Source organism: Vibrio sp. 10N.261.52.C2, assembly GCF_041471425.1.
In the GTDB taxonomy this organism is placed as follows: Bacteria; Pseudomonadota; Gammaproteobacteria; order Enterobacterales; family Vibrionaceae; genus Vibrio; species Vibrio crassostreae_C.
Genome location: NZ_JBFROH010000012.1, coordinates 23,028 through 42,746 on the forward strand (window position 1 = coordinate 23,028; position 19,719 = coordinate 42,746).

The window sequence follows — 19,719 nt, forward strand, 5'->3', positions numbered from 1 at the left end:
AATTCCTTTATCTTTCCAAAAATTTGATTGATGATTCTACAGCGCGGAGTGCTGCCAACTTTATTTGCTCATCTCCATGAGATAAATAGCGTTCCATTTCGATAGTATTGTAACTCGGCGTTCCTATGTTGTCATTTGTCGAGGAACGATTTGTTATTTTATTTTCTATGGATACATCTGACGTACCCATATAATATAAAAGCCCTGCAGCATCTTGTTTTAGACTTTCTGACGGAATTTCGTAACTTCCAGACAAAATATACTCCTCATACTGCCTTCTGTTCCTCGGGTATATTAGATCTATTGGGTAATCATATTTACCATAATAACTTGTCATCATAACTGGCACTCCTAGAATAGTTAATTCCATCGATGATGTTCCATTATAGAGAATGGCTAAGTCAATATGCGGTGCAATTTCAGGAACTCTAAATTCATTATGTCCTAAAAAAATCACATTGCTAGGAAGCTCTTTAGGGATTAGATCTCTAAAATACTGTTGCAAGTCCAGTGATGATTCGGAAACTAATTCTACAGGATGAGGTTTAATAAGTAATAAGAAGTCATCATTACCTTTTACGATTTCTATTGTGTGATTAATCCAGTCTTTCATATCGCTATGAGCATTTCCCCCATCTTGAGGTACAGCCAAATCACATGTCATTTTACCAAAGCAACATATTATCTTTTTACCATCGGTCTTCGCCTGTTCAATAACCGAATAAGAATTATAGTCTTGTGAAGAGTTTAGGCTACCTCTTTGCATTTCTAGCAGCTCATGAACCTTTTCTTGTGCTATCAATAGATTGTTCGCATCAGCAATCCATTTTCGGAATCGCGATGGTAAGGCTAGGAAACCAGCTCGACATTCAGGGTGTTGTGTCATATCTAGCACTGTCAACATCGAAGATAACCTTGTCGATTGACCTTTATAGTACTTTTCATAACCGATATTGTATGATGAGTAGAATATATTATCCCCTCGATTAAGAGCAAAGTCCCTAAAAATGGAGGCCGGTGCTCTGTGTGATGTCGCTCCTAAGAATAATAATGGAAAACCCTTCAGGTTCTTATCTTTTTCTAATTCTAAGCACAACCTTAAAGCGAGATCACATTGTTTTAGAGTTGTATCTAAGAACCGTTTTATTCCTGGTTTATTTATATCAATGTCAAAAGAACGATATCTAATTGATAGCTGTTCATATATCCCCTGATAGAAATTGACACCTTCGCACTCAACTTTTTTATTCGCCCAATCGAGATTCCAATCTAATTGAATACAACCATCAGAACAACCGCTGATCAGGTATCCAATATATTTATCAATAATCGGAATTCCTGTCGGTTCACAAATTTTTACTTCTTGAGATAGGCTGACTACAACATAACCCATCGTCTTAAGTTGATGAATAATAGGAGTCGACATCGCTAATGCATGATAGTGATCAACGCAGTGAGCCTGGAATATAACCCCTTTTATCTTGGATGTATCAGTAATGCGTTCTGGTGCATTTACAAAAACTTTGGAATCATGTAGAAATTTGTTAGCCTCAATATTTAATTGTATTTTTTTCAATGATGGTTCTGAGTGTTTTTTATCACTAAACAACAAATAGTTCTTATATTCAACTAGAAAAGAGTAAGCATTATCAAACTTGCCACATTGCCTATAATAATTAACTATTGCATAACACAATGAAAAATGTGATTTTTTACTTAATATATTATCTACATTAAATAAATCATCACTTTCTATAAATAATAAAGCTTTATCAAGCTTACCTGAATTTACTAGGCTATTAATGTAAACACCCTCAAGTGAAAGTTCACTTAAGTAATTCTTATGTCTATCAAGAAAACACTCTGCTTTTTTGTAACCACCCAGTTTCATTAAGTGGTTTATCATCGACTTAAAATAGTATGCTTCATTAGCACCCATTTCATTTGAGTGGTTATTTAAATAATCAGAAAACCAGTGATTAAACTCATCACTATCTTTTATCATATAATAATAAAGTACTTTAGTAAAATCATCACTATAACTTTCATTGGTCTTGATTATACTGAAAAATTTGTTAGAAACCTCTTCTAGTAACTCTTGACGCATAAACCAATTTGTATCTACTCGAAATGCATTGTTGCCTTCAGTTTCATGTAGAATAGATGCGATGCGGAACCAAATCCTCTCTTCGTGACTTTTGCATGAGTCAATCATGGTTCTAACATGAGAATATTCAAATCTGAGCAAGTAATAACGCAAGACTCCAAACCATAGTTTTTTATTTGTAGATCCAAAATCAAACATAAAAGTTGGAATTTCTAATAGGGATTGTGGTTTTCTTCCCCGACTTGTTTTTATCGAGTTACTCAGAGAATCAATTAAGTTTACTCTTACTTTCTTAGGTAAAAAAGTAATATAACTAGACAACTCATCAGTAAACTCATCGATAAATGTTTGAAGCTTATCGTACTCTACAAGCTTTCTAAAATAATTTTCAACACCATTATAGTATATATCCAGACGCGAAATATCATACGTTATTAATTCATTCGTATCACTTGCACTTGGTGGTTGAGAGTTTAATAGTTTCTTTAGTAAATTAGATGAAATGCTGGTTGATTCTGCAATTATTTCCAACAAGTAATCTTTGTCATTAGAAACACTTGGCCCATAGGAAAACTCTCTACGTGTTGTCTTAGAAGAGTATACTTCGCTAAAAAAACCGTGAAATTCTTCACCTTTACTGACAAAAAGCCAAACTAGAGCTTCGTTAAACTCTATGGGTAGTTTAGATATTGGTGATTTATAGTTCACGTCTCGAATGAAATACGTATAAAATACACTTTCTAGCGTGTCAGTTTTTTCTTTTTTACCATATCTAAGGCTAGCTCCTTCACAGCTACTGTAAAATGGATTGCCAAACACAATTATTTGTTTACCAAAAATTAAAGCATCAAAGCCGTATACACTACCATATGTGTATACTTTATCACTTCTTAAAATAAAAGAATCCGGATTAATGTTATGAGATAATGTAATTACATTATTAGGTAAGTTCTCAATCACACTTTTATTATTTACGAGCTCACTTTGGCTCGGTATATAATAAACTTTAGAATTTGGGTTTTCGCTTGCAGCTATAGCAAGTATATCTTTTTTCAGACCACCTACCTTTCTCTTATAGTATCTTCGGCCTATAACTGTTACACAATTTTCATTAAGACCATCAATATTAACATCTTTAAGGTATAGTTTTTTATACTGCTCAACAAGGCAAGATACTTTCTCTACTTCAGAAGCATCGATGAATACATCTTTACTTTTCGATAAAATTAATTCTTTATTTTTTTTATATCCACCTTTCATCATGTAAATTAAAGAATCTAATGAGACTGGATGTATAGAGTCAAATGATTGGAATTCTACAGGAGAATAAAGATCAAGATAGGACTTTAACTTTCTAAAACCTTTTTCAACATGCTTGTTTTCTTTAATTTTTCTTTTAATTCTAACTGAAATAGAGTTGAGCTTACTTTTCATGTGTCATTGCCTTAATAATTTCAATCACATCATGTAGTGAATTTTCTATTTTTTCTAACTCTTCACTTTTGATTCTCGATAATGTCGTTTTTATCTTTGTAGTAGAAACATCTTCAGTTCTAGCTAGATATACAACTTCACAGAGGTCTTCAAGAAAGTCGAATTTACCAGCCCAATCATCTCCCATAGCAAAAACATCAGCCTTGTAAGCTTTTACATCGTTAAGCTTTTGCTCCCAATTATGCTCAGGAAATACCTCATCAACGTATTTGCAGGCCCCTACAATTTCCGCACGCTCTTGATAGGAAAAAAAGGATTTTTTCCCTTTTAACTCATTAAACTCATCTGAAGAAATTCCAACGATTAGCTTATCACCTAACTCACTCAAGCGTTTTAAAAGACGAATATGCCCAACATGAAACAGATCAAAAGTCCCATAAGTTATTACAGTTTTCAAAGGTTGCTCCCAGCGTTCTAACGCTTTCCTGTTAAATAATTAAAGCGTGCTATTGTATTTTAAGCTAATCGCTACTTCACTCTGAGTTCAGAGATTGCCTTTATAGTTTACCTTATGCAGTTTAAGGAAGGTAGTATATTGATATCAAAACTCATCGGTTGCAATCTTATCTCCCGGCTTTAACATGTTTGAAAGGGGCGATTACCTCTTCAGGTGCCAATGCAAATTTATTCCGACTTTCTTTGAGTTACCCGAACGTCCAAGAGAGTGTCACTAACCTCGCGTATTGATATTGATTAAGCAAAGGACGCTGCTAACTTCTGCTGCAAAGTGATTCGGTGCGAGTTGAATGAGACCTCAAAGTTAAATATCTTATCCTGAAAAGCCTTTCAAACAGTCGTTGCTATGTACATACTATCGTTAACCTCGCTATACTCCTGACCTATAGTTTCTGCCAATAACGAATAAGAGTTCAAGACATGCAAGAGTTAGTTCCATTTGTTCAAGAGAATATGATTTTAGCCATCGTATGGATCGGCTTAGTTGTTGCCATCATTGCGAACGTTATCAAGACATCAAACGCAGCCTACAAAGAGATCTCAGCTGCGCAAACTACACAACTGATCAACCGTGAGAACGGCGTTGTAGTTGACATCCGTACTAAAGATGAGTTCAAAAAGGGCCATATTACTGACGCACTTCACATTTTACCGTCAGACATAAAATCAAATAACTTAGGTAACCTTGAAAGCCGTAAAGCTGACCCAATCATCGTAGTATGCAAGACAGGTCAAACCGCTCAAGAAAGCGCTAACTTGCTGGTTAAAGCAGGCTTCGAAAACGTAAGCGTGCTGAAAAGTGGCCTAATGGCTTGGAGCGAAGCTAACCTACCTTTAGTAAAAGGCAAAAAGTAAGCTGACCTAATAAACTAACTTTCGGGTTTTGTTCGACAAATATGACGAACAAAACCTAATTATAAATTTTTAAGGACAAGAAAATGGCTGAAGCAGCACAACAAGACGCACAACAAAACTTCGCAATCCAACGCATCTTCCTAAAAGATGTATCTTTCGAAGCGCCAAACTCTCCAGATATGTTTCAAAAAGAGTGGAACCCAGATGTAAAACTGGATCTAGACACCCAGAGCCGTGAACTAGGCCAAGGTGTTTATGAAGTAATTCTACGCCTAACGGTTACCGTTAAGAACGCAGATGACACAGCATTCCTTTGTGAAGTTCAGCAAGGTGGTATCTTCTCTGCAAGCGAAATGGAGGCTGGTCAACTAGCACATTGCCTAGGTGCATTCTGCCCGAACATCCTATTCCCATATGCTCGTGAAACAATCTCTAGCCTAGTGGTTAAAGGTACGTTCCCACAACTGAACCTAGCACCTGTAAACTTCGATGCTTTGTTCATGAACTACCTACAGAACCAAGCTCAGCAGGCTGAAGGCGAACAGGCTTAAGTCTCAAAGTAGAACTTAATTCTAACGTTAGTTAACTTTTAAATGCACATCGTAACTTCTGCGATGTGCATTTTTTCTTTACACTGTACTAAGATAGAGAGCCTTCTAATTTAGTAGAAAGCTTTTCCAAAACTCTTCGATTTCCCTCATTATTTTTAGGTGGAAGCATGACAGATACAACTCGCCCGACTAATACGGCATACGCTTACGATAAAGACAGCGCTTACGGCAAAGAGATCGCCATGACAGTCATTGGCGCAGGTTCTTACGGAACCTCTTTAGCTATTTCTCTAGCGCGTAACGGTGCAAATGTTGTTCTTTGGGGACATGACCCTATCCACATGGCACGTCTTGACTCAGAGCGTGCAAATAATGAGTTTCTTCCTAATATCGACTTTCCAGAAAGCCTGATCATCGAATCAGACCTTGAGAAAGCAGTAACAGCCAGTCGTGACCTCCTAGTCGTTGTCCCTAGTCACGTGTTTGGCATCGTCTTAAATAGCCTGAAGCCTCATTTATCTGATAGCTCTCGTATCTGCTGGGCAACGAAAGGTCTAGAACCTGAAACAGGCCGACTACTTAAAGATGTCGCGCACGATGTGCTTGGTGACAATTACTCTCTAGCGGTTCTATCTGGCCCTACTTTCGCCAAAGAACTTGCGATGGGTATGCCGACAGCAATTTCAGTCGCGTCACCAGATGAGACCTTCTTAGAAGAGCTTCAAGAAAAGATTCACTGTGGCAAAACATTCCGCGTATACGCAAACTCAGATTTCATTGGTATGCAGCTTGGTGGTGCGGTTAAAAACGTTATCGCGATTGGTGCTGGCATGTCGGATGGTATTGGCTTCGGTGCTAATGCGCGTACAGCGTTAATTACCCGTGGTTTAGCAGAGATGAGCCGATTAGGTGCAGCACTTGGCGCACAACCAGAGACCTTTATGGGTATGGCGGGACTTGGCGACCTAGTACTGACATGTACCGACAACCAATCGCGTAACCGTCGCTTCGGTTTAGCATTGGGTTCAGGTAAAGACGTTGACACCGCACAAGAAGAAATTGGCCAAGTGGTCGAAGGTTATCGCAACACCAAAGAAGTTTGGTTACTATCAGAACGTATGGGCGTTGAGATGCCAATTGTTGAACAAATTTACCAAGTGCTGTATCAAGGGAAAGATGCCCACTTAGCGGCACAAGATCTGCTTGCTCGAGACAAGAAGTCAGAGCGATAACATCGCGTATTCAGTCGTGGGATAAAATAGATAAGATGGATGGTAAAATGAAACACTGTGAACAACAAAAAGTTTGGCAATGCATTGTGAAGGAAGCTCGACAGCAGTCGGAGCAAGAACCTATGCTTGCGAGTTTTTACCATGCCACCATTATCAACCACGAAAGCTTAGGTGCTGCATTAAGTTATATCCTAGCCAACAAGCTAAAGACAGCCTCAATGCCTGCGATGGCAGTGCGTGAAGTTGTTGAACAAGCCTTTGAAGAAGATGACTCGATCATTGATGCAGCCGCTTGTGATATCTGCGCGACAGTTACTCGAGATCCGGCTGTAGAAATGTACTCTATGCCATTGCTCTACCTTAAAGGCTATCACGCACTGCAAGGTTATCGCGTGGCTAACTGGTTATGGAAGCAAGGGCGTATTGCACTTGCCACTTACCTGCAAAACCAAATTTCAGTCGCATGCCAAGTAGATATCCACCCTGCTGCGCGTATCGGCAAAGCGATTATGCTCGACCACGCGACGGGCATTGTGATCGGTGAAACTGCAGTGGTCGAAAACGACGTATCCATCCTTCAAGATGTTACTCTCGGCGGTACAGGTAAAGAAGGCGGTGATCGTCACCCTAAAATCCGTGAAGGCGTGATGATTGGTGCTGGTGCGAAAATACTCGGCAATATTGAAGTGGGTGAAGGCGCGAAAATTGGTTCTTGCTCAGTGGTTCTTCAAGCCGTTCCGCCTCATACGACTGTCGCTGGTGTTCCTGCAAAAATTGTTGGAAAGCCGAAAACTGATAAGCCATCTTTAGACATGGATCAGGGGTTTAACGGTCGCTCTCAGAACTTCATCCATGGTGATGGGATTTAAGAGCAGATTCGGGATCCGACGAATAGCCGATAGCCGAGATGCGAAAAGACTCGCAGCAGATGCTGATTATTAATAAGAGCAAAATGACGATAATGATGAAACCCGTTCAATCAATGAGCACTGTTCTTTTGATATCTGCCAGCCTTGGTGTTGCTCTTTTGTCTTCATCATCATTTGCTGCATCTCAAGGTGAACTGAAAGGCGTATCAAGCGAAATCTCTCGTCAACAGAAAGCGCTCTCTTCCCAGCAAAAGAAACTCGATAGCCTACAGGCAAACCTCAAGAAGCAGGAGCTGTCCATCGCTTCACTTGAAAAAGCGATTCTAGACAGTAAAAAGCAGCTCAATACTGCTAATGCTAATATTGCTAATTTAGACACAAAGATTAAAGCGCTCACTGCACAGAAAAAAGTCCAGACAGACAAGTTAGAGCAGCTCATTCAGACTTACTACATGACGAGTCGAGCTAAGGCTTCTTCTCACATTCTCAACACCGGTATAGAAGAAGATCGCATCAGTCATTATTACCAGCACCTTGCCAAAGCTCGCTCCGCAACCATTAAAACGATTGAACAGACGCAACTTGAATTAGAAGAAAGCCACAAACAGCGTCAACTTGAGCAAGAACAGATAGCAACACTGCTAAAACAGCAAACCACCAAGCGCGATACGTTAGCCAAAACTCAAACGCAGCGTAAGAAAACGGTTGGCAGCATCAAGAAAAACATCTCGGGTGACAAGAATTACCTAGCAGAGCTTCAGCGAAATGAAACACGCCTCAAAGCTGAAATAGCGAAAGCAGAAAAAGCGGCTCGAGAACGACGTAATGCCGTCCCTATGGATGGGTTAGCCAAACGCAAAGGTAAACTGCCTTGGCCAATCAAAGACAAAGTTCTGCATAACTACGGCTCACGCCAAACGGGTCAAATTAACTGGAAAGGCATGGTGATAAACGCCAAGTACGGTCAGCAGGTAAAATCGGTTTACTCTGGCACGGTGGTATTTGCAGAGTATCTGCGTGGCTATGGATTAGTGGTGCTACTTGACCACGGTAAAGGTGATATGACGCTCTACGGCTTTAACCAAGCACTTTTAAAGAAAGAAGGTGACAAGGTTAAAGCTGGCGAAGCGATTGCGCTTGCTGGTGACACTGGCGGCCAAACGCGCCCTTCACTGTACTTTGAGATTCGCAGAAACAGCCAAGCCCAAAACCCGAAGAGTTGGTTAGTTCGATAAAGAGCAGATACGGGATGCGAGTATCTTTCTTCGAATCCCGTATACCGCTTACTCGTCTCTTTCTATTTAGAGTTCAACGCCCTTACACCATCTTCTAATAATGTCAGCTGTTCAAAACCTTGCGCGGTCGCAATTGGTTTAACGGTCGCTATCATCTGCAGCATTCCTTGATGAACGACTTGCTCGGTAATTTGGGCTTTTGGAGACATCGCAGACTGATACGCCAACCAACCCGATGCAATCAAGTGAAGAGAAGTCACCATCGACTTCATCTCTGAGTCTGTCGCTTTCAACAAGTTCAACTCAACAAAAGCTCTCATAATATCGACAAGGTTAGTTTGCAACCTTTCTTGCACAGCCATGTAATCGAGGTGAAGCTGCTCATCACGAGACAAAATTTCAGGGAGGTTTGCGTAGAAGAATCGGTACTTCCACATCAACGTGAAGATAGAATCTAAGTAAGTCTTTAGTAACGTCAGGCTTTCTTGTTGGCCTTGAATCGGTGTGAACCTTTCAAGTAACTCTGTCGAATAGAGAGTAAAGATGTCACGGACAATTTCTTGCTTGTTGCGGAAATGGTAGTAGAGGTTACCAGGGCTAATCTCGATATGCTCAGCAATATGATTGGTCGTAATACTACGCTCACCGTGCTCATTAAAAAGCTCTAGAGCAGCGTAAACAATCTTGTCACGTGTTTTCATTAGTTATTAGTATCCCTATCCGTTTAGGGGTTCAGTATATCGCCACTAAACGGATAGATCGAGCTGTTAACATCTGGTCTAATTAGCATTAGCTAAAATAGAGCCGAATCAATCACTGCCAAACAGATCTCGTGTGTACACCTTATCTGCAACGTCTGCGATCTCTTCTACCATTCGATTAGAAACAATCACATCGGACACCGCTTTGAACTCAGCAAGATCAGAATAGACTTTCGAGTTAAAGAAGTGCTCTTCTTTCAATACCGGTTCAAACACGACGACTTCGATGCCTTTGGCTTTTAAACGCTTCATGATCCCTTGGATGGAAGAAGCACGGAAATTGTCAGAGCCCGCCTTCATGATCAAACGATAAATACCGACAATTTTAGGCGAGCGCTTAATAATTGAATCCGCAATGAAGTCTTTTCGGGTACGGTTTGCATCAACAATCGCACCCACAATGTTGTTTGGTACATCTTGATAGTTTGCTAATAGTTGCTTGGTGTCTTTTGGTAAGCAGTAACCACCGTAACCAAATGAAGGGTTGTTGTAATGATTGCCGATACGAGGGTCTAAGCCAACACCTTCTATGATCTGACGAGAATCCAAGCCATGCGCTTCCGCGTAAGAATCAAGCTCATTGAAATAAGAAACTCGCATCGCTAGATAAGTATTTGAGAATAACTTTACTGCTTCTGCTTCCGTTGAGTGAGTAAACAGTACGTCGATGTTTTCTTTTTCCGCACCTTCCACAAGAAGATTCGCAAACACTTTAGCGCGTTCAGAACATTCACCAACGATAATACGTGATGGGTGTAGATTATCGTACAGGGCCTTGCCTTCACGCAAAAACTCCGGTGAGAACATGACGTTTTCGCAGTTCAGCTCTTGCTTAATACGCTCGGTATAGCCAACCGGCACCGTTGATTTAATAACCATCACCGCATCAGGATTGATCTCCATGACGTCTTTGATGACAGATTCTACAGAGCTGGTATCAAAATAATTGTTTTTAGGGTCATAATCGGTAGGTGTAGCAATGATGACAAATTCAGCATTTTTGTAAGCGGCTTTATCCGTTGTTGCCATGAAGTTCAGCGTCTTATTTGATAGAAAGTGCTCAATCTCATTGTCTACAATCGGTGACTGCTTATTGTTTAGCATTGCCACTTTTTCATCGATGATATCTACCGCAATGACTTCATGATGTTGTGCCAAAAGCATAGCGTTTGATAGACCCACATACCCTGTACCGGCTACTGCAATCTTCATGATAATACCTATAGTTTTGAGTAATTAACTCAACATAATTTATAACTTAGCTTGCCGTATCATACTCTGGTTGGGGAATTATTCCACTAGCCCGCTTTATCCATTCCTTGCTATACTCGTGACAGTTTTGTATTCAAAAGAGTTAGAAAATTATGATTATCGTAACGGGTGGTGCTGGCATGATTGGCAGCAATATTGTTAAGGCGCTTAATGAAGCGGGCCACAACGATATTCTAGTCGTCGACAACTTAAAAGATGGTAAGAAATTTAAGAACCTTGTAGACCTAGACATCACGGATTACATGGATCGTGATGACTTCCTAACTCAAGTCATGGCCGGTGATGATTTTGGTCATATTGAAGCTGTTTTCCATGAAGGAGCATGCTCTGCTACCACTGAGTGGGATGGCAAATACATGATGCTCAACAACTATGAATACTCAAAAGAGCTACTTCATTACTGTGTTGAACGTGAAATTCCTTTCTTGTATGCCTCTTCAGCTGCAACTTACGGTGAAACCGACACTTTCATTGAAGAACGAGAGTACGAAGGTGCATTGAATGTCTACGGCTATTCAAAACAACAATTTGATAACTACGTTCGCCGCTTAACCGCGGATGCAGCAGCACACAACGAAACGCTTTCGCAAATCGTAGGGTTTCGTTACTTCAATGTTTATGGTCCACGCGAGCAACACAAAGGCAGCATGGCCTCTGTCGCTTTCCACCTAAACAACCAAATGAATTCCGGTGAAAACCCGAAATTGTTCGCAGGTAGCGAAACCTTTAAGCGTGATTTTGTGTATGTAGGTGATGTTGCGGCTGTAAACTTGTGGTTCTTAGAAAATGGGGTATCTGGCCTCTTTAATCTAGGTACTGGCAATGCTGAGTCGTTTGAAGAAGTCGCCAAGGCAGTTATCAAGCACCATGGTAAAGGCGAAATCGAAACGATTCCTTTCCCTGAGCATTTAAAAGGTGCTTACCAAGAATTCACTCAAGCAGACCTAACGAAGCTTCGCGGTACAGGTTGCGATATCGAGTTTAAAGCAGTAGCCGATGGCGTTGCTGAGTACATGAAGATCGTAAACGCTTAACGGTATATTTCAGATTAGGACCAATAATACACCCTACTTTTAGCGTGTATTATTGGGAATGTCTAACGAATATAATCATTCCCAGAGTGACCGATATTAAGTTAACTCTCTGATTTAAATAATGTAGTGAATGAATGACCACACAACGCAATGATTTTGATCCAAAAGCTTACAATCCTGAGTTTGAATGGGGTTTTCTAGCACCTAAATACTGGGGAACTTGGATTGCTGTTTTGTTATCGTCTTTAGTCTGCTTCTTACCTAATAGCATTCGTTTAGCATTAGCTAAGTTTATGGCTAAGCAAGCTGTAAAAATTAAGAATAAGGCTAACCGCCGGGCTAGAGTGAACCTTGAGATGTGTTTCCCTGAGCAATCAATCGAAGAGCGCGAAGAAACTCTCTATCAGTCATACGTTACTTCCATCTCATTTTTGATGGGATTTGCTTCACTGACACTCAAGAGTAAAACTTGGCTAGAGAATAACACTGCGATAAACGGCCTAAGCAACCTAACCGATATTATAGACAGTGGCGAGAATGTGATCTTGCTGGTGCCACACACATGGGCTATCGATATCCCAGCGGTATTATTAGCTTCACGCAATTTACCTGTATCTGCGATGGCGAAAGCACAAAAAAACAAACTCAGTGACTGGCTAATGCACCGACAGCGCGTGCAATACGGCGGTCGTGTTTATGATCGCAGCGGTGGTATCAAACCTTTCATCAAGTCGGTACGTGATGGGTACCTGGGTTACTACCTCCCTGATGAAGATCTTGGCCGTGAGCACAGTGTCTTCGTTGACTTTTTCGCGACTCAAAAAGCAACTATCTCAGGCCTTGGTCGCCTATCAAAACTAAGTAAAGCTAAAATTGTGCCCTTGTTTGCTCAATACGATAGCAGTACAGGCCAATACGCCTTGGACTTCTACCCTGCTCTACCCTTCCCAACAGGAAGCGAAGAAGAGGACGCACGTATGATGAACCAATGTATTGAAAATTACGTGAGCAAAAACCCAGAGCAATATATGTGGATCTTAAGACTGCTTAAGACTCGCCCTGATAGCAATATAAATCCTTATAGTGGTTAGCATTACATTAAACAGTATGAATATTATTAACAGAAAGCAGATTTATACAGCAATCTTACTATTACCTTACTTTTTTGCTGTTACAGGCATGTTAGTTTTAGATAGTGGTGATAAGAAAATGATCCCACTATTTTTGATTAGTATCATCGTCAGTATATTAGTATTTAAAAAAGAAACTATATTAAATAACATACAGAGCCCGTTTGTGTGGTTAATTGGCATTTCATGTATATATATCGTATTTAGTTACTATTATCATGGAGCAAGCTCTAGAGAATTAAGATCACTCATCGCCACTACACTATTTCTGATATTTTTCCCGTACAAGCTTCTCACAAAACAACTAACCCGCTGGATTGTTCTAGTTGGCGGCCTTTTTGTATGCCTCAATAGCCTCTACTTCAATGTGTATATGGACGTGGCTCGTGATGCAGGGTATATGAACCCGATACCATACTCCACCGCATGTGCACTACTCGCTGTTATCTCTTTTTCATTGTTATTAGAATCAACTAGAAAAAAAGAGGCTATTATTACCCTGTCCGCTTTTTTATTCTACTTACCTCCTATTGTTTTAAGTGAGACTAGAGGTATTTGGCTCGCGTTTTCTTTATCATTGGTTTTATTATTAATAATAAAGCTAAAAATGACGCGCCCTTCAAATAAGAGTATTTTATTAATAACTGCAGCGGTAATAGCTATTTTATTCTCTGGTTTCATGACATTTAAAGATAATATTAGTCACAGATATGAAAAAACCATTTATGAAATAGAAAAAATAAAAAATAACAACTATAACACCTCTATCGGTCTCCGACTAAAAATGTGGTCTCTCGCTCCAGATTTATTCGAAAAAAAACCAATACTTGGTCATGGACAAGAACATAGAGAGATATTAAAAGGGAAATTGAAAGAGAAAGAAATTTCTAAGCGTCTTTTTCATTTCGCCTCAAGCCATTATCACAATCAATACATCGATAAGATGGTTAAGTCCGGAAGTATTGGGTTAATCCTTTTAATGAGTATATTAATTTACCCATTAATTACACTAAGAAATTTAAAACCATTTGAAATGTATATTGTTATTGGTTCTACTTCTCTGTTTTTTATTGCAGGGTTAACCGATGTGCCTTTCAATCATGCTCAAACACTCACGTTATACTTACTATTCTTAGTCCCTATATGCTCAAGAATTCAGAGGGATTCCAATGACTAAAATCTTTGTCATAAATTTAGAATCTTCCGCAGAAAGAAAAGAAAATATTAGCCGTCAATTGGGCGAACTATCTCTTCCTTTTGAGCTGTTTTCTGCCGTGGACGGCAGAACATCACCTCCTCATCCATTACTGAAACGTTATAATGATGAATTAAGCCAAACATATAGAGCAAAAACGCTTAACGCTGGTCAATTAGGCTGTTACGCAAGTCACTTTTTACTCTGGGAAAAATGTATAGAGCTAAATCAGCCAATAATTATTATTGAAGACGATGCTTTGTTATTTAAAAAGACATTTTTAAATTTTTTAAAAGATATTCCTGAACTACCTGAATCTATCGAATGTATTCGGTTATTTAATAATAAACGTCGAGAGTTCAGTTCTTATTCTATACTAAAATGTTCTTCGACCAACATCCACAAATTCACAAAAGGGCATATGAGTACAACTGCTTATTATCTTACACCTCAAGGAGCGAATAAACTGTTACTACACTCTAAAGAGTGGTACATGGCTGTCGACATATATATGGATCGATTTTGGACGAATGAAGTTGAATGCTATGGAACTAAAGAACCTTGTGTCACTAATGACCCTAAGTTTGACTCTGAAATAGGCTACGCAAAAAAAACAGCTAATAGAAGTCTATTAAAAAAATGTAAACGTGAGTGGTTTAATCTTAATGAAACCATCCAACGCCATCTACATAATATAAAATTTAAAATTAGTAGCAAAAAACAATGAACTTCTCGCTGCTAAAGTGCTCTTACACATACAATTTTACACATGCCTTATCGAGGTGAATGATGGCAGATGAAATTTCAAATCTTTATATTTGCTCTACGGTAAGACATGTGATGCTAAGTGTTTTTCACGCTGTTAAATCAGATAGAAAAGCTACCATTGTATTATTCAATGACTATCAGAATATCCCTTTAGATGTTATAAACACATCAAACCAACCTGATAACATTAAAGTAATATTAGCTAGTAGAGACAAGTTAACATCGAAAATAAAGAAAAAGGGTTTTATAGGGAAGTTTATAATGAAGTCATCTATGCTCGGACTTCGCCTTCCTGCTTTTTTAAAAAAAACTTTAGTTGATTATATTAATAGTTACGAAGAAAACATACTCCCAAATATAGGGTGTTATGAGCTGTTTGTTTTCAATGACGATAATAGAATGTCTCGATTATTTAGGCTATTGGTTCCAAACTATAAAATGATTGAAGATGGAATGAGGAACTACATAGAAATCCCTATCCATGATCCACTAAAGAAAACAATTAGAAGAATTAAGAGCTACCCTTCCGAATCAATGGTAATGGGAGAGAAAAAAGAGTGCCTAGAAATTCACCTTCTTTCGCCAGAGAAATCACCTTCAATCGTAAAAGATAAGGTAAAAAAACTTAATCTTTCAAGGTCAGGATATGCAATTGAGATACTTTCAAAGCTATTCCAAATCGATAGTTATAATCATGAGAAAGGCACTGTAATTATAGCCACTCAACCGACATCCAAAGAGAACACTCTACGATTTAAAGATATAAACTTTGTTAAAAAGGTTTATCAAGACATTTATAAACAGGCAACCAATGCAGGCTATAATGTTGTGTTAAAGCTCCACCCTTCAGAGCCAAAAGACGATTACAACAAATTCTTTGAGGGCGTTGAACAATTACCACCTAAGCTTCCGGTTGAGCTATTCCTGATGTTGTCTAATAAGAAGATGGGGATTGTGTCGTTGTTTTCATCGGTTGGTATGGGATTGGAAGAGTACTGTGACGTTTTTCAGATATTGAAACAAGAAGAGATGGCTGACGCAGTCAAAAGCATCGCAAGTTTTGAACAAAATCGTGAAGATTTAGATATCAGAATTAAGCAAGTTTTACAAAAAATTGAATTATAATTTTAATATAATCACCTAAATTGATTGTCCAATTCAGTTCAACATAAAGAGTAACTCTATGACTAACGCCTTATCACTAATCGGTCGTACGGAGATGCTGTTCAATTCTGATATAAAACAGCATCAAAATGAACTAGCAGACATAATATCAGAATCTAGTTTTCTTGTTTTAGGTGGCGCTGGCTCCATCGGCCAAGCGGTAACCAAAGAAATTTTCAAACGCAACCCTAAAAAGCTGCATGTTGTTGATATTAGTGAAAACAACATGGTAGAGCTGGTTCGAGATATTCGTAGCTCATTTGGTTACATCGATGGTGACTTCCAAACATTTGCCTTAGATATTGGCTCCCTAGAATATGACGCATTCATTAAAGCCGATGGCAAGTTCGATTATGTGTTGAACCTATCTGCGCTTAAGCATGTTAGAAGTGAAAAAGATCCTTATACATTGATGCGCATGATTGATGTAAATGTCTTTAATACCGACAAAACAATTCAGCAGTCTATTGATGCCGGTGCGAAAAAGTACTTCTGTGTTTCAACAGATAAAGCTGCAAACCCTGTTAACATGATGGGGGCGTCAAAGCGCATTATGGAAATGTTCCTTATGCGAAAAAGTGAGCAAATGGCAATCTCAACTGCTCGATTTGCAAATGTGGCATTCTCTGATGGTTCGCTACTTCACGGATTTAACCAACGTATCCAAAAACGCCAACCTATCGTGGCCCCAAATGACATCAAGCGTTACTTTGTTACTCCTCAAGAGTCGGGAGAGCTATGTTTAATGTCTTGTATCTTTGGCGAAAACCGTGACATTTTCTTCCCGAAGCTGAGTGAAGCTCTACATCTTATTTCGTTTGCAGATATCGCGGTGAAATACCTAGAGCAACTTGGTTTTGAACCTCACCTATGTGAAACAGAAGAAGAAGCTCGCCAACTTGCACATACGCTTCCAGAGAAGGGCAAGTGGCCATGTTTGTTTACTGCAAGTGATACAACGGGTGAAAAAGACTTCGAAGAGTTTTTCACGGATAAAGAAGAGCTGGATATGTCTCGATTCGAAAATCTGGGCATCATCAAAAATGAACCTCTTTATGAGCAAGAGCTTCTTACTTTGTTTGAAAACAGTATTTCAGAGATGAAAGACGAGCGAGCTTGGACCAAGGAACAAATTGTAAAACTCTTTTTTACAATGATTCCTGATTTTGGGCACAAAGAAACCGGTAAATACCTCGATAGCAAGATGTAAGCGGAGTAATTAATGAAAGCGACATCTATTGTTGAATTTGTTAGAGATACCTACAAAACGGACGAATTCATTCCGCTGCACGCACCAACGTTTAATGGCAACGAAAAAGCCTACGTCATGGAAACGATTGACAGTACCTTTGTTTCTAGCGTTGGCAAGTTTGTTGATGATTTTGAGCGAAAGATTGAAGCGTATACTGGTACAACTAAAGCAGTAGCAACCGTCAATGGTACTGCGGCATTGCATGCGGCTTTATACATGGCTGATGTTCAACGAGGCGACCTCGTTATAACACAAGCCCTGACATTCGTTGCGACTTGTAATGCACTGTATCACATGGGCGCCGAGCCGATTTTTGTGGATGTTTCTCCAGTAAGTTTGGGCCTTTGTCCTAAAGCGGTGGATTCATTCTTAAGTGAGCATGCCGAAACAACCGAAGCGGGTTGCATTCATAAACAGACAGGCAAACGAATTAAAGCGGTTGTCCCTATGCATACCTTTGGTCACCCTGTGGAGCTCGATGAGCTGGTTGCAGTTTGCCTCAAATGGAACCTTGTTTTAGTCGAAGATGCTGCAGAAAGCCTAGGTTCTTTTTATAAGGGTAAGCACACAGGGACAATGGGTGACGTGAGTGCAATCAGCTTCAACGGCAATAAAATCATCACAACTGGTGGTGGCGGTATGGTCTTGTGTAAAACCGAGGAGCTAGGAGCACGAACCAAGCATGTCACGACGACAGCGAAAGTGCCTCACCCCTACGAGTTTTTCCATGATGAACCGGGCTTTAACTACCGTATGCCTAATCTAAACGCGGCATTGGGTTGCGCACAAATGGAAGTTATTGAGCAGTACTTAAAGCAAAAAAGACAACTGGCAAAATGCTACGAAAATCTTTTCAGTGGGACTGATTTTCAGTTTGTTACTGAGCCAGATTATGCCGAGTCGAATTACTGGTTAAATGCCATTATTTGCCCAGATAAAAAAAGTAGAGAAGAGATCCTTGCGGGCACAAACAGTGCAGGTGTGATGACTCGCCCAATTTGGCAGCTCATGCACAGGTTACCAATGTTTGAAAATGCAATGCGCGGTGATCTTACTTACTCTGAATTTATCGAAGCGCACCTAATTAACCTTCCAAGTACACCGGTGGAAATTTAAAGCTAAGTAGGTTTAATACACGATGCAGACACATAAAAAAGTCGCGGTCTTTACTGGTACCAGAGCGGAGTATGGTCTGCTCTTTTGGCTTTTAAAAGACATACAAAGCGACCCAGATCTAACATTACAGTTGCTCGTTTCTGGTATGCACCTATCTCCAGAATTTGGTGATACTTATAAGCAAATAGAAAAAGATGGCTTCCAGATCGACGAGAAAATAGAGATTTTGCTGTCTTCTGACTCGCCGGTTGGAACGGCAAAAAGTATGGGTTTGGGCGTTCTAGGTTTTGCTGATGCATTGTCACGATTAGCACCCGATGTCCTTGTCATTCTTGGAGATCGTTTTGAAGCTCTAGCTGCAGCGCAAACTGCCATGATACTCCGTATTCCAATTATACATTTGCATGGTGGGGAAATAACCGAAGGCGCTTACGATGATGCGATCCGTCATGCTATTACCAAATTGAGCTACCTGCATGGCACGTCAACAGACGAATATCGAAATCGAGTCATTCAATTAGGTGAATCGCCAGAGCGAGTAAAAAACGTTGGTGCGATTGGCTTAGATCACTTGAATAGAGGCTCTTTTATGACGATTTCAGAGTTGAGTGAATCACTGAACTTTGATCTTACAGGTCCTTATTTTGTAGTCACCTACCATCCTGTCACTCTCGGAGATGAATCCCCAGAGGATAGCTTTCAAGCTCTGTTAGACGCACTAGATGAATACCCGAATCACCAAATTATACTGACTTATCCCAATGCGGATGATGGCGGGCGTCGAATCATTCCGATGTTAGAGGCTTATGCCGCGAAACAACCAAGCCGCGTGCTGGCAATCCCCTCTCTCGGGCAAATACGCTATTTAAGTTCAGTCAAGCACGCTGCTGCAGTCATTGGAAACTCGTCGAGTGGTATTATTGAAGTTCCAGCTTTTGATGTTCCAACGGTCAATATTGGTTCAAGACAAAAAGGGCGACTAGCGGCCAAAAGTGTGCTGAATTGCGAACCCAGTTTGGCGTCTATCACAGAGGCAATTAGTGATGCTGTGAAGCGAAATTACAAGCTAGATGGTGAAACGATCATCAATCCTTATGGGCAAGGTGACACGAGTGCTCAGGTTATAGAAATGCTTAAATCCTTGCGTTTTGAACGCAGCAAAGCGTTCCATGACCTCACACTAGATAATGTATAATTCCTTTATAGACCGAGAACAAATACAAAAAGA

Annotated in this window: 17 protein-coding genes; 13 read left to right on the forward strand and 4 right to left on the reverse strand. The window is 39.8% G+C overall.

Features of this window, described 5'->3' with window-relative positions; translation table 11 throughout:
- Positions 1-7: 7 nt before the first annotated feature.
- Both AB4307_RS04115 and tagD read right to left on the reverse strand, forming a co-directional pair.
- On the reverse strand, positions 8-3,541 hold the full coding sequence (locus tag AB4307_RS04115) for a capsular polysaccharide export protein, LipB/KpsS family (RefSeq protein ID WP_372131205.1): 3,534 nt from the start codon (positions 3,539-3,541) through the stop codon (positions 8-10).
- Positions 3,531-3,998 carry a glycerol-3-phosphate cytidylyltransferase gene (gene tagD / locus AB4307_RS04120; protein WP_372131207.1) on the reverse strand — a complete coding sequence of 156 codons (468 nt, stop codon included), beginning with the start codon at positions 3,996-3,998 and terminating at the stop codon, positions 3,531-3,533. Before tagD ends, AB4307_RS04115 begins: the two co-directional genes overlap by 11 nt.
- Positions 3,999-4,477: 479 nt before the next feature.
- On the opposite strand from tagD, the gene AB4307_RS04125 reads away from it, so the two are divergent.
- The 5 genes from AB4307_RS04125 (at position 4,478) to AB4307_RS04145 (ending at position 8,799) form a co-directional block, all read left to right on the forward strand.
- Positions 4,478-4,912: a rhodanese-like domain-containing protein gene (locus AB4307_RS04125; protein ID WP_372131209.1), complete on the forward strand. Its 435-nt coding sequence runs from the start codon at positions 4,478-4,480 to the stop codon at positions 4,910-4,912.
- 83 nt (positions 4,913-4,995) lie between these two features.
- Positions 4,996-5,463, forward strand: coding sequence for a protein-export chaperone SecB (gene secB / locus AB4307_RS04130; RefSeq protein ID WP_004741403.1), 468 nt, complete (start codon positions 4,996-4,998; stop codon positions 5,461-5,463).
- 167 nt (positions 5,464-5,630) lie between these two features.
- Complete coding sequence (gene gpsA, locus AB4307_RS04135) at positions 5,631-6,695, forward strand: NAD(P)H-dependent glycerol-3-phosphate dehydrogenase (protein ID WP_372131211.1); 1,065 nt, start codon at positions 5,631-5,633, stop codon at positions 6,693-6,695.
- A 47-nt stretch (positions 6,696-6,742) separates the two neighbouring features.
- On the forward strand, positions 6,743-7,564 hold the full coding sequence (gene cysE / locus AB4307_RS04140) for a serine O-acetyltransferase (RefSeq protein ID WP_136974368.1): 822 nt from the start codon (positions 6,743-6,745) through the stop codon (positions 7,562-7,564).
- 83 nt (positions 7,565-7,647) lie between these two features.
- Positions 7,648-8,799, forward strand: coding sequence for a murein hydrolase activator EnvC family protein (locus tag AB4307_RS04145; protein WP_372131213.1), 1,152 nt, complete (start codon positions 7,648-7,650; stop codon positions 8,797-8,799).
- A gap of 62 nt (positions 8,800-8,861) precedes the next feature.
- On the opposite strand, the gene AB4307_RS04150 is transcribed toward AB4307_RS04145, so the two are convergent.
- Together AB4307_RS04150 and AB4307_RS04155 are read right to left on the reverse strand one after the other, a co-directional pair.
- Complete coding sequence (locus AB4307_RS04150; RefSeq protein WP_065584535.1) at positions 8,862-9,500, reverse strand: TetR/AcrR family transcriptional regulator; 639 nt, start codon at positions 9,498-9,500, stop codon at positions 8,862-8,864.
- Positions 9,501-9,608: 108 nt separating this feature from the next.
- The gene (locus AB4307_RS04155; RefSeq protein WP_017071086.1) at positions 9,609-10,772 is read right to left on the reverse strand and encodes a nucleotide sugar dehydrogenase; all 1,164 of its coding nucleotides are present in this window, start codon (positions 10,770-10,772) and stop codon (positions 9,609-9,611) included.
- Positions 10,773-10,924: 152 nt separating this feature from the next.
- Here AB4307_RS04155 and rfaD point away from each other — a divergent pair, with 152 nt between their 5' ends.
- The 8 genes from rfaD to neuC all read left to right on the forward strand — a co-directional run bounded on the left by rfaD (position 10,925) and on the right by neuC (position 19,686).
- Complete coding sequence (gene rfaD / locus AB4307_RS04160) at positions 10,925-11,866, forward strand: ADP-glyceromanno-heptose 6-epimerase (protein ID WP_371725388.1); 942 nt, start codon at positions 10,925-10,927, stop codon at positions 11,864-11,866.
- A gap of 134 nt (positions 11,867-12,000) precedes the next feature.
- Positions 12,001-12,957 (forward strand): lauroyl-Kdo(2)-lipid IV(A) myristoyltransferase, encoded by a 957-nt coding sequence (gene lpxM / locus AB4307_RS04165; protein WP_372131215.1) that lies wholly within the window; start codon positions 12,001-12,003, stop codon positions 12,955-12,957.
- Between the two features lie 16 nt (positions 12,958-12,973).
- The gene (locus tag AB4307_RS04170) at positions 12,974-14,173 is read left to right on the forward strand and encodes an O-antigen ligase family protein (protein ID WP_372131217.1); all 1,200 of its coding nucleotides are present in this window, start codon (positions 12,974-12,976) and stop codon (positions 14,171-14,173) included.
- Complete coding sequence (locus AB4307_RS04175) at positions 14,166-14,918, forward strand: glycosyltransferase family 25 protein (protein ID WP_372131219.1); 753 nt, start codon at positions 14,166-14,168, stop codon at positions 14,916-14,918. Before AB4307_RS04170 ends, AB4307_RS04175 begins: the two co-directional genes overlap by 8 nt.
- A gap of 59 nt (positions 14,919-14,977) precedes the next feature.
- Positions 14,978-16,084, forward strand: coding sequence for a glycosyltransferase family 52 (locus AB4307_RS04180; protein WP_372131221.1), 1,107 nt, complete (start codon positions 14,978-14,980; stop codon positions 16,082-16,084).
- A gap of 58 nt (positions 16,085-16,142) precedes the next feature.
- On the forward strand, positions 16,143-17,333 hold the full coding sequence (locus AB4307_RS04185; protein ID WP_372131223.1) for a UDP-N-acetylglucosamine 4,6-dehydratase: 1,191 nt from the start codon (positions 16,143-16,145) through the stop codon (positions 17,331-17,333).
- 12 nt (positions 17,334-17,345) lie between these two features.
- Positions 17,346-18,491 (forward strand): LegC family aminotransferase, encoded by a 1,146-nt coding sequence (locus tag AB4307_RS04190; RefSeq protein WP_372131225.1) that lies wholly within the window; start codon positions 17,346-17,348, stop codon positions 18,489-18,491.
- A 22-nt stretch (positions 18,492-18,513) separates the two neighbouring features.
- Complete coding sequence (gene neuC / locus AB4307_RS04195) at positions 18,514-19,686, forward strand: UDP-N-acetylglucosamine 2-epimerase (RefSeq protein ID WP_016788454.1); 1,173 nt, start codon at positions 18,514-18,516, stop codon at positions 19,684-19,686.
- Positions 19,687-19,719 lie beyond the last annotated feature (33 nt).